14 protein-coding genes are annotated in these 16,300 nt (G+C 63.5%); 6 read left to right on the forward strand and 8 right to left on the reverse strand.

The window, feature by feature from the left end; translation table 11 throughout:
- Positions 1–12: 12 nt before the first annotated feature.
- Both MRBLMS1_RS18350 and MRBLMS1_RS18355 read left to right on the forward strand, forming a co-directional pair.
- A complete protein-coding gene (locus tag MRBLMS1_RS18350; protein ID WP_485880903.1) occupies positions 13–903 on the forward strand; it encodes a helix-turn-helix transcriptional regulator in 891 nt (296 codons plus the stop codon).
- A gap of 57 nt (positions 904–960) precedes the next feature.
- A complete protein-coding gene (locus tag MRBLMS1_RS18355) occupies positions 961–1,365 on the forward strand; it encodes a VOC family protein (RefSeq protein ID WP_456148110.1) in 405 nt (134 codons plus the stop codon).
- Between the two features lie 118 nt (positions 1,366–1,483).
- On the opposite strand, the gene MRBLMS1_RS18360 is transcribed toward MRBLMS1_RS18355, so the two are convergent.
- Entirely contained in the window at positions 1,484–4,354 is a 2,871-nt protein-coding gene (locus MRBLMS1_RS18360) for an insulinase family protein (protein ID WP_485880905.1), read from the reverse strand.
- A gap of 283 nt (positions 4,355–4,637) precedes the next feature.
- Between MRBLMS1_RS18360 and MRBLMS1_RS18365 the strand changes: the two genes are divergently transcribed.
- From MRBLMS1_RS18365 to MRBLMS1_RS18380, 4 genes are all read left to right on the forward strand, one after another.
- Positions 4,638–6,050: a HAMP domain-containing sensor histidine kinase gene (locus MRBLMS1_RS18365; protein WP_485880907.1), complete on the forward strand. Its 1,413-nt coding sequence runs from the start codon at positions 4,638–4,640 to the stop codon at positions 6,048–6,050.
- The gene (locus tag MRBLMS1_RS18370; RefSeq protein ID WP_223279060.1) at positions 6,047–6,589 is read left to right on the forward strand and encodes a hypothetical protein; all 543 of its coding nucleotides are present in this window, start codon (positions 6,047–6,049) and stop codon (positions 6,587–6,589) included. The genes MRBLMS1_RS18365 and MRBLMS1_RS18370 overlap by 4 nt, the downstream gene beginning before the upstream one ends.
- Positions 6,586–7,953 carry a sigma 54-interacting transcriptional regulator gene (locus MRBLMS1_RS18375; protein WP_070303182.1) on the forward strand — a complete coding sequence of 456 codons (1,368 nt, stop codon included), beginning with the start codon at positions 6,586–6,588 and terminating at the stop codon, positions 7,951–7,953. Before MRBLMS1_RS18370 ends, MRBLMS1_RS18375 begins: the two co-directional genes overlap by 4 nt.
- Before the next feature lie 267 nt (positions 7,954–8,220).
- On the forward strand, positions 8,221–8,583 hold the full coding sequence (locus tag MRBLMS1_RS18380; RefSeq protein WP_338680239.1) for a BON domain-containing protein: 363 nt from the start codon (positions 8,221–8,223) through the stop codon (positions 8,581–8,583).
- A 161-nt stretch (positions 8,584–8,744) separates the two neighbouring features.
- Here the strand turns inward: MRBLMS1_RS18380 and MRBLMS1_RS18385 are convergent, their stop codons facing one another.
- From MRBLMS1_RS18385 to MRBLMS1_RS18415, 7 genes are all read right to left on the reverse strand, one after another.
- Positions 8,745–10,118 (reverse strand): FGGY-family carbohydrate kinase, encoded by a 1,374-nt coding sequence (locus MRBLMS1_RS18385; protein ID WP_485880911.1) that lies wholly within the window; start codon positions 10,116–10,118, stop codon positions 8,745–8,747.
- An 8-nt stretch (positions 10,119–10,126) separates the two neighbouring features.
- The gene (gene rhaM / locus MRBLMS1_RS18390) at positions 10,127–10,441 is read right to left on the reverse strand and encodes an L-rhamnose mutarotase (RefSeq protein WP_456148105.1); all 315 of its coding nucleotides are present in this window, start codon (positions 10,439–10,441) and stop codon (positions 10,127–10,129) included.
- Positions 10,442–10,444: 3 nt separating this feature from the next.
- Complete coding sequence (locus MRBLMS1_RS18395) at positions 10,445–11,482, reverse strand: ABC transporter permease (RefSeq protein ID WP_485880914.1); 1,038 nt, start codon at positions 11,480–11,482, stop codon at positions 10,445–10,447.
- Positions 11,479–12,477 carry an ABC transporter permease gene (locus MRBLMS1_RS18400; protein ID WP_139092107.1) on the reverse strand — a complete coding sequence of 333 codons (999 nt, stop codon included), beginning with the start codon at positions 12,475–12,477 and terminating at the stop codon, positions 11,479–11,481. Before MRBLMS1_RS18400 ends, MRBLMS1_RS18395 begins: the two co-directional genes overlap by 4 nt.
- A complete protein-coding gene (locus tag MRBLMS1_RS18405; RefSeq protein ID WP_223279062.1) occupies positions 12,465–14,015 on the reverse strand; it encodes a sugar ABC transporter ATP-binding protein in 1,551 nt (516 codons plus the stop codon). The genes MRBLMS1_RS18400 and MRBLMS1_RS18405 overlap by 13 nt, the downstream gene beginning before the upstream one ends.
- 141 nt (positions 14,016–14,156) lie before the next feature.
- The gene (gene rhaS / locus MRBLMS1_RS18410; protein WP_485881043.1) at positions 14,157–15,143 is read right to left on the reverse strand and encodes a rhamnose ABC transporter substrate-binding protein; all 987 of its coding nucleotides are present in this window, start codon (positions 15,141–15,143) and stop codon (positions 14,157–14,159) included.
- A gap of 102 nt (positions 15,144–15,245) precedes the next feature.
- Positions 15,246–16,076 carry a DeoR/GlpR family DNA-binding transcription regulator gene (locus tag MRBLMS1_RS18415; protein ID WP_319991946.1) on the reverse strand — a complete coding sequence of 277 codons (831 nt, stop codon included), beginning with the start codon at positions 16,074–16,076 and terminating at the stop codon, positions 15,246–15,248.
- Between the last annotated feature and the right edge of the window lie 224 nt (positions 16,077–16,300).

Here is a 16,300-nt window from a genome sequence, read left to right on the forward strand (position 1 = left end):
CAGGGAGGAGCGATGATGGAACAGGACAGGGAAGCGGCAGGCTGGACGCGGCGCCAGCTGGACCCGGGGATGGGCGAGTGCCGCGCCGATCAGCGCCAGGTCGACCAGGGCTTGCTGCTCGTGCATTCCGATTACCGCCCACGGCTGGCGCTCGTCGAGCAATCGAAGCATGACGACGGGGGCGGCATGGTGATTACCATCGGCCTGGAAGGCGCGTCCGCCTACGTCACGCGCGATGGCGAACAATTGCGTTTCCGGGGCGGCCATACGACGGTGACGGCGTTTCGCCACACGAGCGGCGAGCGCCGGTTCGAGGCGAATCAGCGGGCGGCGCAATTGCGCGTGCTGGTGGGTGAAGAAGCGCTGGCGCGCTACTGGCCGGAAGGTCTGGCGTCCCTGCTGCCCGACGGCGGCGCGCGCCAGCTGGCGCATGCGGCCACGACGGCGGCCTGTGCCCTGCACGCCCGCTCGCTGCTGCGCGCGACGGACCCGCTGGCCGTGCATATCAGCGTGCTCAGCCTGCTGGCGGAACAGCTGCGGGCACTGCGCCCGGCGCCCTCTGCCGTGCCGCGCTGGTCCGAGACCGATATCGCCAAACTGGAACGCGTGCACGCGCTGATGCAGGAACAGATGGCGCAGGAACTCACGCTCGATTACCTGTGCGCGCAAGCGGGGCTGAGCTTGTTCAAGCTCAAGCAGGGATGGCGCTACCGCTACAACGACAGCCCCCAGCGCACCCTGCTGGCGCTGCGCATGCAGCGGGCAAAATTACTGTTGGAAAATGGTTGCCAGGTGGCGCAGGCGGGCTGGCAAACCGGCTATCGCCACCCGGCCAATTTCAGCGCCGCGTTCAGCCGCTATTTCGGCTACGCGCCGAAGACCGTGGCGCGCGCGAAGGGCTGAATAGCCGGTGTAGAATCGGCGGGCAGCACATACTCATACGACCCACAAGGAGACATGATGGCCCGCAAAATATTTGTCAATCTGCCCGTCCAGTCGCTGGAACGTTCCGTCGCGTTTTTCACGGCGCTGGGCTTCAGTTTCAATGCCCATTTCACGGATGAAACGGCGACGTGCATGATCGTTGCCGACGACATTTTCGTCATGCTGTTGACGCACGACAAATTCAAGCAATTTACGCCCAAGCAGCTGTGCGACACCAAGGTGGCGACGGAAGTGCTCGTGTGTTTGTCGGCAGAGAGCCGCGGTGAAGTCGATGATCTGGTGGCGAAGGCCGTCCAGGCGGGCGGCAGCATCTACAAGGAGCCGATGGATTTCGGCTTCATGTACGGGCACAGTTTCCAGGATCCCGATGGGCACCAGTGGGAATTGATGTATATGGAATCTAATTCTGTCCCCCAATAGCATCGTAGGTCGGATTAGTGCGGCAGGGCCGCACGTAATCCGACAACATTGTTGGCCCGTGGCGGTGTCGGATTAGCGGCGGCACGCCGCGTAATCCGACATGATCCGCCTGCCCAGCTTAGGAAGCCAGCGCCAGCAAATCCACCACTTCCAGCCCGGCCAGATCCTGCGTCGTATTGCCCGCAAACGCGGCGCGGCTCGGCTGGCCGTTTTTCAGCCAGGTGCGCGTGACGGCCTTGATCTGCTCCAGGGTGCAATTGAGCACGCCGGTGCGGAACTGCTGGCGCACGGCTTCCGTCGTGCCGCGCTGCTGCATGTTCCACGCCGTCAGCGCTTCCGCGTACGGCGAATGCGGCTTGTCGAGGCCCTTGATGACGCAGATGATGGCTTCTTCCACTTGTTCCTGCGAGAAATCGCCGTCGAGGATTTGATCGAGCGTCGTGCCGAAGTCGGCGAACGTGCCGGCCAGGCGCGGATCGCGGTAGGAGCTCAATGTAAAGGTGCCGGCGCCGGCCGCATAGCTGGCGCTGCCGCCATACGCGCCGCCTTTTTCGCGCAGGGCCGTATGCAGCACCTGGTTGGTCATCAGTTCGGCGGCGACGGCCAAGGCGGAAGCGTCCGGATTGTGCACACCCGGCACGGCCCAGGAAACGAAGCAATGGTTGATCTGGCTTGTCGCATGCAGGGCCGTATTGGCCAGCGGCAAAGCGGCAGGTGCGACGGTTTCTGCCGGGGCGGCCGCATCTGTACTGGCTGCCGGCAATTCCAGCAAACGGGCCAGGGTGATGCCATCCTGCTCCAGGCCGGCGCACAGCACGGTCGGTTGCTGGGCGATGATGTGCGCGTGCAGGGTGTCGAGTTCACGCGCGATTTCCTGCAAGCCTGCGGACGTCTTGCTCAGCTGCTGCAAGCGGCGGTAGAACGGCAAGGCTGCCGGGCCGCCGACGATGTCGTCGAAACGGCGCGTGGGCGACAGCGGTGCTGCCGAGGCCAGCATGGCGTAGCGGTTGCCCGATTCGGCCAGGCTGGAGAGTTTGTCTTGCACCAGGCTTTCGATCAGGAAAGCCAGGCGCTCTTCTTCATCGAAGCGTGGCTTGGCGATCCAGGCCGACAGCACGGCGGCAATCGCCGCGTGTTCTTCGCGCAAGCCGCTGGCCGAGAACGACAGTTCCACGCGCATCGCTTGTTGCGGACGGGGAATGGCTTCCAGGCCGATGTGGAACGAGGGCACCATGCTCTGGCGCCAGGCGCTGGCGTCGTCGAACGACATGTCGCCCACGCCCAGTTCCGGCGCCAGGTCCGTGTACAAACGCAGCCATGGCCACGACGCTTCCGGCAAGTTCGACACGTCGTACAGCACGTTGGCATAGCTGATGCCGTTGGAAGCAATGCTGAACGCCACGGCGCCATTGACGGCGGCCGGAATCGGCAAGGCCGGACGTGGCAAGGCGCTGACGTCGCCAGGGCGAATGCGCGGCAAGACTTCGGAATTCGATGGCAGTTGCTGATGTGCTTCCAGCGCGGCGGACTCGGCCACGATGTGCTCGCGCTCGGCATCCGTCAGCGTCGCTTGCAGGGCCGCCAGCTTGGCGTCTTCCTGGGCGGCGCGGGCCGTGAAGTAGGCGCTGTCAGGCACCACGTGCGTCGTCAAGCGGGTCGGGTTGGCAATCAGCTCGCGCACCAGTTGCTTGAAGAAGGCCGGGTCTTCGATCTGCTGTTCCAGCGTTTCCAGAATCGCCGCATTGTCGAAGGCGTCCATCACGTCGCCGCCATACATAGCCAGCGGCAAGGCGTGCAGCAAGCGGCCCAGGCCGTAAGGCATGCGGCCGCTGCTGATTTCGCGCTGGCTGTACTTGATGTCGCGCAAGGCCGCGTGCAGCACGGCGGCAGGAATGCCTTCTTCCGCCGTCTCTTCCAGTGCCGTCCAGATGCGCTGGTGCGCGTCGGCGATCTGTTCTTTGGTTAAACCTTCCATGCCGATGTGGAACACCATCTGGCGGATGCCCGCGTCGCGGCCATTCATGTCCGATGGACGGCCATAGCCGGCCGATTCCATGGCGCGCATGACGGGCGCCGACGATTCGCCGAGCAAGCCGTGCGACAGCAGATGCGCGTGGTAGTAGGCGATGGGGTCGCTCGACTCGCCCATCAGCCAGGCGAATTGCAGGCCGAACTCATCGTCGCGCGCTTCCTGCGACGGAATTTTGACGATGTTTTCCTGCGGCGCGGCCCACGCGGGCGCCAGCTGCGGCAGGCGGCGTTCGGAGAAACCGCTGAGCTTGGACAGCACGCGCTCGGCGACTTGCTCCTGCACGGCCGACGCTTCGATATTGCCGGCGGTCATGATCACGGCTTGCGAAGGGTGATAGTGGCTGGCGTGGAATGCTTTCAGCATGTCATGCGTCAGCTCGGGGATGTCGAGCGGATCGCCGCCCGATTCCACTTCATACGTCGTGCCTTTGAGCAAGGCGCTGGCGATACCGCTGTCGAGCGCGCGCATGGGGCTGTTGAAAGCGCCCTTCATTTCATTGAAGACGATGCCCTGGTACACGAGCTTGTCGCCTTCGAACGCATGGCGCCAGCCTTCCTGGCGGAAATTCAGGTAATCGAGGTTCGGGAAGAAGGCCGCATCGAGGTACACGTCGAGCAGGTTGAAAAAATCCTTGCGGTCGGTGCTGGCGAACGGGTACACGGTGCGGTCCGCATAGGTCATCGCATTCATGAACGTGGCCGTCGAGCGGCGCAGCATCGAGAAGAACGGGTCGCGCACCGGGTAGCGCGACGAGCCGCACAAGGCCAGGTGTTCAAGGATGTGGGCGCGTCCGTCGCTCACTTCGGGCACAGTGGGAAAGGCCACCAGGAACACCATCTCAGCCTGCTCGGTATGCATGTGGATATGGCGCATGCCCGTTGCTGGCTCGACATATTGCTCGATGGTTGCCTGCAAGACTGGAATGAAGTTGCTGCTGACTTTTTCAAATGTGCTCATGCGGTATGGGATCTCTGCGGTAGGTGATTCGGAGTGTCGGTGGGGCTGCATCACATGTGGGGGCAAAGTGGCGCAATGCCAGGGCTGGGGGCCACTTTGATGCCTGTATGAAGTTTTTCCCTATTGTACTAGGAGTATCTGCGCGCCGCCGCCGACGCTTGCTTGTCGGGCGCAAAAGCAACAAGGTTGCCAAATCGGCTATTTTTGACAGCTGGCGCCCCGCAATGGAGGCTTAGCGTACCATGCGCCTTTTGCATTCCAGACTGAACCGAAGGCGCCTACCTTGTCCCGACTTTCCTTTCGCCAACTGTTATTTGCCGCCTTCATTTTGACGACGGGCATTTTGACGGCCACCTCCGTGCAAGCCTTGCTGACCCTCGAACACCTGGCGCGGCTGGGGCGTGAGACGGCGGCGCAGGCGATTGCTCTGACGGAACAGTCGCAGCGCCTGTCCGAGCGCACCCTGGCCATGGAGCGCAGCGCGCGCCAGTTCCTCGTGCTGGACGACCCCGTGTTCCGCGAGCGCTTCGCGGCGGCCCGCGACGAAGCGACGGCGGCGCTGCAAGTGCTGAACCGTGCCACGCCCGAGTTCGCTCCCCAGCTGGCCGACGAATGGACGGTGCAGGCGCAATCGGCGTGGGAAGTTTTACAGGCAGGCAAGCGCCGCAAGCGCGATGGCCACGCCGTCGTGTACCGCGCGTTTGCCCGCATGACGCAGATCAATGACAGCCTGGCGCGCGAAAGCAAGACGGAAATCGGCAGCCGCAACGATGCCCTGCTGGCCGAGCTGGAACGCCAGCGCCGCCTGCTGGGCGTGCTGGTGGGCGGCGCCGTGCTGCTGGCGGCCGTGCTGGCCACCTGCTTCGGCTTCCTGCTGTCGCGTCCGCTGCGCCGCATCGAGACGGCCATCGAGCGCCTCGGCGACAAGCGCTACGATCAACCCATCGTCGTCGGCGGCCCCGCCGACACGCGCCGCCTGGGCCAGCAGCTGGACTGGCTGCGCCAGCGCCTGGCCGACCTCGATGCCGACAAGGAACGTTTTCTGCGCCATATTTCCCACGAGCTGAAAACCCCGCTGGCGGCCCTGCGCGAAGGCGTGGCCTTGCTGGAAGACGAGGTGGCAGGCAAGCTCAGCGATAGCCAGCGCGAAATCGCCGGCATCCTGCAGCAAAACACGGCGTCCTTGCAAACGCAAATCGAGGACTTGCTGCGCTACAATACCGCCGCTTTTGACGCCCAGCACTTGGCGCACAGCAAGGTCGATTTGCTCGTCTTGCTGCAAGATGTGGTGGCCGGCCAGCGCCTGCAATGGCTGGCGCGCCGTTTGACGGTTGAAGTGCAGGGTGTATCCCTGATCGTGCAGGCCGACCGCGACAAGCTGGCGACGGCCCTGGCCAATTTGTTGTCGAATGCCGTACGCTTCAGCCCGGAAGGCGGCACCGTGCGGTTTGCCCTGTCTTGCAAAGGTGGCCGCGTGCGCATCGACTGCATCGACGAGGGCGCCGGCGTGGCGCCCGAGGATGCCGCGCGTATTTTTGAACCGTTTTACCAGGGAGTGCGCCAGGTGGCTGGCGCGCGCAACGGCAATGGCATCGGCCTGTCCATCGTGCGCGAATATATCGCCGCCCACGATGGCAGCGTCACTCTTTTACCGCGCCCCGCCGGCGCGCATTTTCGGATAGAACTGCCCTTATGATGACGAGAATTTCCCTGGCCGCCATGGCCGCCTGCGCATTGCTGTTGGGCGCTTGCGCCGCCAAGCCCCCCGTCCAGACGCCCGTGCTCGTGCAAACGCCGCCGCGCGTCGTGGTGGTGGCCGATCCCCAGCTGACCGAACTGCTCGCGTATCAAAGCGCCCTGCGCCTGATGACGCCGTCGGAACTGGTAAAAGCGCAGCTGGACCTGGCGAAAGCCGACCATGCGCCGCACAACACCATACGTCGTGCCATGCTGCAAGCGGCCTTGCGCGGCCCCGGCGACCTGGCCCGCGCGCAAGCCTCGCTGGAACCGCTGGCCACGGCCACGAGCAAGGATGCGCAACTGCTGGCGCCGCTGGCGCAATTGCTGGGCAGCCAGTATGCGGAACTGCGCCGCCAGGAAGAGAGCATCGACAAGCTCAACACGCAGTTGCGCGACGCCCAGCGCCGCATCGACTTGCTCAATGAAAAACTCGAGGCGCTGAAAAACATCGAGCGCAGCCTGTCCGTGCGCCCTGCTGCGGGAGCGCCGAAATGAGCGAGCACGCCCACATCTTATTGGTCGACGATGATCCCGACCTGCTGCGCCTGCTGACCATCCGCCTCAAGGCGGGTAACTACCGGGTGACGGCCGTGGGCAGCGCGGAAGCGGCGCTGGCGCGCCTGGCCGTGGAATTGCCGGCACTGGTCATTACCGACGTGCAATTGCCGGGCCGCGACGGCCTGGCCCTGTTCGATGAAATCCGCCGCCAGCATTCGGCCCTGCCCGTCATCCTGCTGACGGCCCACGGCACCATCCCGGACGCCGTCGACGCGACAGCGCGCGGCGCGTTTGCCTACCTGACGAAACCGTTCGATGGCAAGCTGCTGATGGAAAAAGTAGCGTATGCGATCAACTTGTCCACCGTCATGCCGGCGCAAGCGTCCGGCGACGAGAGCTGGCGTGCCGAGCTGATCAGTCGCAGTTCGCAGATGGCCGAGCTGCTGGCCGAAGCCAAGCTGGTGGCCGGGTCCGATGCCAGCATCCTGATTCGCGGTCCCAGCGGCACGGGCAAGGAGTTGCTGGCGCGCGCGCTGCACAACGCCAGCCGCCGCGCCAAGGCGCCGTTCATCGCCGTCAACTGCGGCGCCATTCCCGAGCAGCTGCTGGAATCGGAATTGTTTGGCCACGTGAAAGGTTCGTTTACGGGCGCCGTGGGCAACCGCGAAGGCTTGTTCCAGGCGGCCGATGGCGGCACCCTGTTTTTGGATGAGATCGGCGACATGCCGCTGCCGCTGCAAGTCAAACTGCTGCGCGTGTTGCAGGAGCGGGCCGTGCGCCCCGTTGGCGCCGACCAGACGCGTCCGGTAGACGTGCGCTTGCTGTCGGCCACGCACCGCGACCTGGACGTGGCAATGACCGAAGGGCAATTCCGCGAAGACCTATATTACCGGCTCAATGTCGTGACCTTGACCTTGCCGCCGCTGGCCGAGCGCCGCGAAGACATCGCCCTGCTGGCGAACCATTTCCTGCAGAAACTGGCGGCCAAGTATCAAAAACCGTTGAACGGCTTCGCGCCCGACGCCTTGACTGCGCTGGTGGCGGCGCCATGGCCCGGCAACGTGCGCCAGCTGGTCAATGTCGTCGAGCAAGTGTGCGCGCTGGCCACGGCGCCGCTGGTGCCCTTGTCCCTGGTGCAGCGTGCGCTGCGCGTGCCGTCGCTGGAAGCGCTCAGCTACAACGAAGCCAAGCAGCGCTTCGAGCGCGACTACCTGATTCAGTTGCTGCGCCTGACGGACGGCAACGTGGCCGATGCGGCCCGCCTGGCTGACCGCAACCGCACGGAGTTCTACCGCTTATTGCAGAAATATGAGCTGACGCCGGCCCTGTTCCGGGCCGATGGCGACCCTGTCGCTGAATAGCGACAAAAATAAAGCGTTAAAAATCAGGGGCTTGGCGTAAAACATTGACGGTCTTGCCACAAGCTGTCGCTGCCAGGCGACAAAAAGCCCTGTTTTTCCGGCCAGATCGCCGCAAAACGGGCTGGAAAAATCAAGTTGGAATGTAAGTCATTGATTTTCAAGGAAATTTAAAAGCTGGCACGGCGCTTGCTGTATGGGTAGATGTGACGCTTCAAAGTGTTGCTTTATCCAAGTAAGAAGCTTTTAACTTCATTGAGAGGAACTACCATGCAAACATCGAAACTGTTCAATACCCTGGTTGCCGCTGTCGTACTGTCGGGCGCCTCGATCACCGCTTCGCATGCCGCTGACTCCGCACCAAAAGCACAAGCTCCTGCTGACACCGTCGTGGCCGCCAACGCTGCCGCAGCCGTCCCTGATGAAACCATCACTTCCTCGGCCAAGGCCGCCCTGAGCGCCGATGCGCAAGCCGCCGCCCTGCCAGTCAAGGTAGCAACCCAGCAAGGTGTGGTCGTCCTGTCGGGCGACGTGCCGAGCGCCGAAGCGGGTGACCGCGTCGTGCAGATCGTCGCTTCCGTGAGCGGCGTGAAAGAAATCAAGAACGAGCTGAAAGTCAAAGCCGCCGGTTAATCCCCTCGCGCTGTACTTTACTCCGGGTTGCCCTGTCTGCGGACAGGGCATTTTTTTGCCTGGTTGAAAACATTTACGTAGGTCGGATTAGCGCGCAGCGCGTAATCCGACAACATTGTTGGCCAGCGCTGGTGGTGTCGTCGGATGACGATCCTGTAGACCTAATCCGACCTGCAAATCGCCCTCCATCGCGCACGGTACGCGGTCAAACCAGCCACGTCCATCATGGGCTCCAGCGTCGCCCCCATCGCCGGCACCTCGCCCCAGCGGTGCAGCATCCAGCCGCCGCACGTCGTGCCGCTGGCGTCTTGCGACACGCTCACTTCCTGCCCTGGCCGCAAGGCCGCCAGCAGGGCGGCGAAATGCGGGTTGTCCGTGAAGCTGCCTTCCACCGTCACGGCGCCTTGGGCATCGAGGGCATCGAGGCAATAGTCGCTCATCAGCGCGCAATACAGGGTGGCCAGCGCATAGCGTTCCTGGGCCGTACGTGGGGCTGGCCCGGCGATGCGCCCCGCCTGCCCGACGAAGGGGCCGCCGGACTCGGCAAAACAGGGCAGCGCCAGCGTACCCTGCTTGACCAGGCGGGCGATATCGTCCACGCCGCACACTTGAGGTTCGCTGCCCGCCAGCACGGCAAATTCGCGCCCGCCCATGAAGCGCATGCAAGCCACGGGTTGGCCCAGCGCATGCACATTGGCCAGCATGTCGGCCGTTTCATCGAGCCGGCCGAGGGGCGCGCCGAAGGCGGCGGCAATGGCCCAGGTGCCGGTCGACAAGACCGTGCGCGGCTGGGCTTGCTCTTGCGCATCGAGATAACGCAGCAGCGAGGCATTGCTGTCATGGATGCCGCACAGCACCTGGCAATCGGGCAGCAAGCCATTGCTCTCGCGCCACTGCGGCAGCACCGGTCCCAGCGCCGTCCATGCCGCTTGCAGTGGGGGAAACAACGGCGCCCAATCCATGGTCTCCACCAGCGACGAATAGACCCCTTGCTGCGGCTGCCACAAATCCGTATGGCAACCGAGCGAGGTCACTTCGCTGGCGGCCACGCCCGATAGCCGCCAGGCCCAGTATTGCGGATAGGTCAGGATATGGCGCGCGCGGGCAAACTCCTGTGGGTAAGTTCTGGCGAGCCAGAACAGTTGCAAGCCCAGGTTCAGGCCGCAGGGCAATTGCGGCGACAGACTGTCGGCAAAGGCCGGCCGCAAGCTGGCATACTCGGCCGCCAGCGATTGGGGCAAGGTCGATTCATAGTCGAGGATGGGCAGCACCAGGCCGGCATCGTCGACCAGCGCCGCCGTGGCGCCGTGCGTGACGGGCACGATGGCGGTGACGTGCGCCAGGCGCGCAAAGGCGGCCAGGCCCGTTTGCAGCCAGTCCCACAAGCGCTCCGTATCGTGGTGCGGATACGGCCCTGTTTGAATGATGCTGTTCGGGCGGCGCTCTTCGGCCAGGATGGCGCCGGCGGCGTCGAGCAGGGTCAGCTTGGCATTGGTCTTGCCGATATCGAGTACTACGGTGGCGTCGATGGTCACGGCCGTCCTTATGCGAGGTGAAACATGGGGGTTAAAGGCACGGCGACGGGCGACGCATCGGCCTGCGTTTCCATCAGGTCGGCCATGTGCGCCCACCAGCGGCGCATCACGGGATGCTGCGGCAGCGCCTCCATCGTGTGGCCTTCCATCCGGCGCAGCACGGCGAACAGCGCGCCCGTATCCTCATCGAGAAAGATGCTGTAGTCGCGTACGCCGGACTCCTGCAGCAGGCTGGCCAGCTCGGGCCAGATGGCGTCGTGGCGGCGTTGATATTCGGCGGCATGGCCAGGCTTGAGCTGCATCTTGAAAGCGATCTGTTGCATGGTTTATTTCCGGGTGTGTTTGCGGTTCAACAGGCGCGGCAGTGCAATCGTGATCAAGAGCAAGATGCCGACGACAATCGTCATGATGACGCCAGGAATATTGAGCAGCGCCAGGCCATACGTGACCATGCCCAGCAGCAGCACGGCCAGCAGCACGCCGCCGATGCTGCCCTTGCCGCCGGCGATGCTCACGCCGCCGAGGATGACCATGGTGATCACTTCGAGTTCCCAGCCCATGGCGATGTTCGGGCGCGTGCTGCCGATGCGTCCCGTCAGCAGCCAGGCGGCCAGACCCGCCATGGCGCCGGTGGCCACGAACAGGGCGAAGCGGTAGCGGTCCACGGCCACGCCGGAAAAGCGCGCCGCGCCCGGATTGCAGCCGATGGCAAAGATGCGCCGGCCCCAGCTGGTCGCATGCAGCAGCACGGCAAACAGCGCGCAAAACACCAGCAAGATGACGAAGGGGCGCGGCACGATGTCGAAGAAATAGCCTTGCCCCCAGTCGATCAGCAGTGGCGGATAGCCGGTGTAGGCCTGGTCGCCCAGGATCACGCTGGCCAGGCCGCGGAACAGGGCCACGGTGCCGATCGTCACGACGATCGATGGCAGGGCGAAGCGCGTGACGAGCACGCCGTTCAGGCAGCCGCAGAGGGCGCCCATGGCCAGCGCGACGAACAGCAAGCCTTGCGGCGGCACACCGTGGTGATGCGCAAACCCCATCGCCACCGAGGACAGCGCCAGGATGCCAGAGACGGAAATGTCGATCTCGCGGCAAATGATCAGCAAGGCCATCGGCAGCGCGATCAGGGCCTTCTCGCTGAAGTTGAAGGTGCTGTCGGCCAGATTGTAGGCGTCGAGGAAATTCGGCAGCAGCACGCTGTTGGCCGCGAACACGGCGATCAGCAGCAGCGCCAATAACGCTTCCCAATGGGCAAAATACTGGCCGATGCGGTGCGCCTTGCGGTCGAGGATGGTATAGCGCGAGCGCACGGGTGCGCTGTCCGGCGCTTCGCCGTGCAAGGTCTGTGAGGTGGCGTTCATGCGGCGCTCCTGCGGGTCGAAGGGGCTTGCAGCGTGAGCGGCAAGATCTGGCGGCCCATGTTCCTGGTGCCGCGCGCATTGAGCAGCACGGCCGTGAGGATCACGATCCCTGTCAGCGCGCTTTGCCAGAAGGGCGAGACCTTGACGATGGGCAAGGCATTGTTGATGACGGCCAGGAACAGCGAGCCGAGCACCGCGCCGCCCACCGTGCCGGCGCCGCCGGCGATGCTGATGCCGCCGATCACGCAGGCGGCGATCACGGTAAATTCAAAGCCATACGCGATTTCCGAATACGCCACGGCGTAGCGCGCCACCCACAGATAGCCGCACAGGCCTGCCATCAGGCCCGACAGGCCATACGTCCACAGCAGCCGGCGCGCCGTGGCGATGCCGACATAGCGGGCCGCCTGCGGCTGGTTGCCGATCGCATACAGGTCGCGGCCGAAGCGCGTGTAGCGGGCCAGGAAACAGGTTGCCAGGATGGCCGCCAGCGCGATCCATACGAGGTGCGTCACGCCCAGCAGGCGCGCCAGCGGGAAGTCGATGAAGGCGGCCGGCATCTGGTGCGACGATACCCAGGCGCCGCCCGACAGCACGAATACCAGGCCCCGGTACACGCTCATGGTGCCCAGGGTCACGACGATGGGCGGCAGGTCCAGGTAGCCGATCAGGTAACCGTTGATCAGGCCCAGCAGCAGGCCGATGCCCAGCGCCGCCAGCACCACCAGTAGCAGCGGCAAGTGCGGATACTGCACGGCCAGCAAGGCCGACAGCATGCCCGACAGCGCCAAATTGGACGCCACCGACAGGTCGATGCCGCGCGTGATGATGACGAACATCTGTGTCAGCGCCAGCATGATCAGCAAGGTGCTGTCGGTGAGCAGGTTGGCCAGGCTGCCCGGAGTCAGGAAAACGGGCGAGCGCAGGCCCACCAGCAGCACCAGCAGCACGATCAGCAGTGCCAGCTGGATTTCACGTTGCTTCAGATAGCGCATGTCAATTCCTCGATCGGATGGCCGCTGCCGGACGCGGCGGCGACGACGTTTTCCGGGGTCGCCTGAGCGCGCGGAAAGACGCGGTGGATATGGCCCTGGTGCATGACCACGATGCGGTCCGCCATGCCCAGCACTTCCGGCAGTTCGGACGAGACGAGGATCACGGACAGGCCTTGCGTGACGAGCTCGCTGATGAAGCGGTGCACGGCCGCCTTGGAGCCGATATCGATGCCCTTGGTAGGTTCATCGAGAATGATCACGCGGGGCTTGGTGGCCAGCCATTTGGCCAGCACGACTTTTTGCTGATTGCCACCCGACAATTCCGACACCATCTGCGTAAAGTGGCTGGCTTTCAATTCCAGCTGCTCGCTCAGGTGGCGCGCGATGGCCGTCTCTTGCGCGCGCCGTGGCCGCAGGAAAAAGCCGATGCTGTCCAGAATCGGCAAGGTGATGTTTTGCACGATGGACATCGACAGGTGCGCGCCCTGGTGCTGGCGGTCTTCGGGCACATACGCGATGCCGTGCCGGATGGCGTCGCTGGCGCAGCCGATGCGCACTTCCTCGCCGGCGATGGCGATCGTGCCGCGCACGCCCTCGGTCAGGCCGAACAGCGCTTGCATCACTTCCGAGCGGCCCGCGCCGACCAGGCCGTAGAAGCCGACGATTTCGCCTTGCCGCACGGAGAAACTGACGTCGTGAAATTCCGTCGCATGGCACAGTTGCGACACTTCCAGCAAGGTTGGCCCCAGGGGGACATCGACCTTGGGAAACACTTGCTGAATGGTGCGCCCGACCATCAGCGACACGAGCTGCGGCTCGCTGATGTCGGCCAGTGCGCCGGCGGCGACGAAATGGCCGTCGCGCAGCACCGTATAGGTGTCGGCGACGGTAAAGATTTCATCGAATTTGTGCGAAATGAAAATCACCGCCGTGCCCGCCGCGCGAAGCTGGGCGATGATGCGGTACAGCTCATGGATTTCACGCTGCGACAGCGAGGCGGTGGGCTCGTCCATGATCACCACGCGCGCCTCTTGCGACAGGGCGCGCGCGATTTCCACGAAGTGGCGCTGCGCCACGCTCAGTTCCTTGACCTTGGCCAGCACCGGCAGCTGCACTTCCAGGCGCGCGAAGATCTGCTCGGCCTCGGCCGCCATGCGTGGCCAGTCTATGCGCGGCGGAAAACCCGTTTGCGGCTGGCGCCCGATATAGATGTTTTCGGCCACCGTCAGTTCGTCGAACATCATGGTTTCCTGGTGCACGGCGGTAATGCCGGCATCCATCGCATCTTGCGGGTTGGAAAACAGCACAGCCTTGCCGCCCAGTTCCATGCTGCCCGCATCCGGTTGATAAATGCCCGTCAGGGTCTTGACCAGGGTCGACTTGCCGGCGCCGTTTTCACCGATCAGCGCCATGACTTCACCGGCGCGTACCGTCAGCGCCACGTCTTTCAGCGCGGTGACGCCATGGAAGTGCTTGCAGATGCCGTGCAGGCGCAACACCGGCGCCGCGTTCTGCGCAATAGGGGGATTCTGTGACATAGCCATTCACACTTGAGAGATATTCGCAGGTCGGGTTAGCGCGCCAGCGCGTAACCCGACAACATTGTTGGCTTTACCGGTGATGCCGGATTACGGCGCTTCGCGCCTGATCCGACCTACGGCCGTCGGTACACAAACAAATCAGAATATCTTCGAGAACTTGTCGACGTTATCCTTGTTGTAGGTGAACGGCGGCGCCAGCGCCGCTTCGCCGCCCGCATCGAGTGTCAGCTTGCCCATGCGGCCGGCGGCGATGCTTTCGCCCGGCTTGCCGCTGGCCTTGCCGGTGACGAATTGATGGGCGGCATACGTGGCGGCGTAGCCGAGGTCGATCGGGTTCCAGATGGCAAAGCTTTTCACGGCGCCGCTCTTCACGTGGCCAGCCATTTCCGACGGCAAGCCCAGGCCCGTCACATACACCTTGCCCACCAGTTTCTCGTCGACCACGGCCTTGCCGGCCGCATTGATGCCCACGGTGGTCGGCGCGATGATGGCTTTCAGGTTCGGGTTGCTGCGCAGCAGGCCGATCGCTTCGCGGTAGCTCTTGTCGGACTGGTCGTCGCCATACACGGTGGCCACCAGCTTGATCTTGGCGTACGCAGGCTGGGCCAGCGTCTTTTTCATTTCGCCGATCCAGATGTTCTGATTCGTCGCCTGCGCCGTGGCCGACAGGATGGCGATCTCGCCCGTGCCGCCGATGGCGTCGGCCGCCATTTCAATCTGCTTCTGGCCGATCAGGGCCGGGCTGGACGGATTCAGCTGCATCAAACGCCCCTCCTTGGCCAGGCCGCTGTCGAAGGAAATGACCTTGATGCCGCGCTGCATGGCTTTCCTGGTGATCGGCACGAGCGCATTGGCATCGTTGGCGGAAATGACGATGGCGCTGACCTTCTGGCTGATCAGCGAGCTGATGATTTCGATCTGCCCTTCCGCCGTCGCCGTGGTGGGGCCCGTGTAAATGACTTCCACGTCGCCCAGCTGCTTGGCCGCCTCGTTCGCCCCTTCGTGGGCGGCGTCGAAGAAGCCGTTGCCCAGGCTCTTGACGACCATGGCGATCTTGATTTTTTCCGCCGCCTGGGCACTGGCGGCCAGGCAGCCGATCATGCACATGCTCAATGCCGTCACCATCATTTTGTTCAATTTCATGCCGCGTCTCCTTTTTTATTGTTGCTGCCGGGGCGGTAGACACCATGTCTCCAGCCCTCTGTTTTTCCACTGACTAGGTATTGCCTATTGCTCTTGCCACGCCTGCTCCGCCGGCGACAGCGGCGCCGCCATCGCCTCGGGGGCCACGGCCAGTACCTTGACGCCCGACTGCTCCAGCATCTGCACGGCCGCGTCCGAAGCGCCCGTGTCCGTGATGACGCAGGACACGCGGTTCAGGCCGCACAGGATCAGGCCTGCCTTCCTGGCAAACTTGGAACTGTCGGCCAGGACAATCAACTCCTCGGCCTGGCTGATCAGGCGTTTCTCGGCCTGGATCAGCAGGGGATCCGCTTCCATCAAGCCCAGCATCGACAGGCCGTATACGCCCATGAACATTTTTCCCGCGTAATGATGCTGGCTGATGTCGTTGTCGAAGGGACTCAGGATGACGTTTTGCTCGCGATACACCTTGCCGCCGGGCAGGATGATTTCATTCTCGCTGGACATCAGCAGGCGCTCGGCCATCAGGAAGGAATTGGTGAGGATTTTCAGCCGCTTGTCGACCAGGAACTCGACCATTCGGTAGGTGGTGGTGCCGCCATTGATGATGATGGTGTCGCCATCGGCGCACAGGCCGCAGGCGTGGCGGGCGATGGCGCGCTTTTGTGCGGCGCAGCGGTCCAGGTTGTTTTGAAAGGTTTCGCCCGACAGCGCAAACGTGCGCTGTTTTTTTTGCGGCAGGCTCTCGGCGCCGCCGCGGGTGCGGGTCAGCAAATTGCGCTCGGCCAGCCAGGCGATATCGCGCCGCACCGTCGCCGGCGAGGAATTGAGCCAGCCGACCAATTGGTCGACGCTCGCCACGCTATGTTCGGCGAGTAGTTTCAGCAAGCCTTTGCGGCGTTTGTGATTAACCACGTTGTCTCCTTTTTGAGCCCTCTCCCGTACCAGCTGCCCGGGGACGACTTCTTTATCGGTGAGCCAGCCTAAGCAGTTGAGCAGTGCATGTCAACAATCAATCAATCAACATCGTGATTATTTGCATAGCGCGCAAATGCGTGATCGGAGTTCCAATCAACCTGGTGATTATTTGCGTTTCCCTCACGTTTTTGATTGCTTGTTGATTGACATGATTGGCACGC

This window comes from Massilia sp. LMS1-1-1.1 (genome assembly GCF_040815535.1).
Classification (GTDB): domain Bacteria; phylum Pseudomonadota; class Gammaproteobacteria; order Burkholderiales; family Burkholderiaceae_D; genus Janthinobacterium; species Janthinobacterium aestuarii.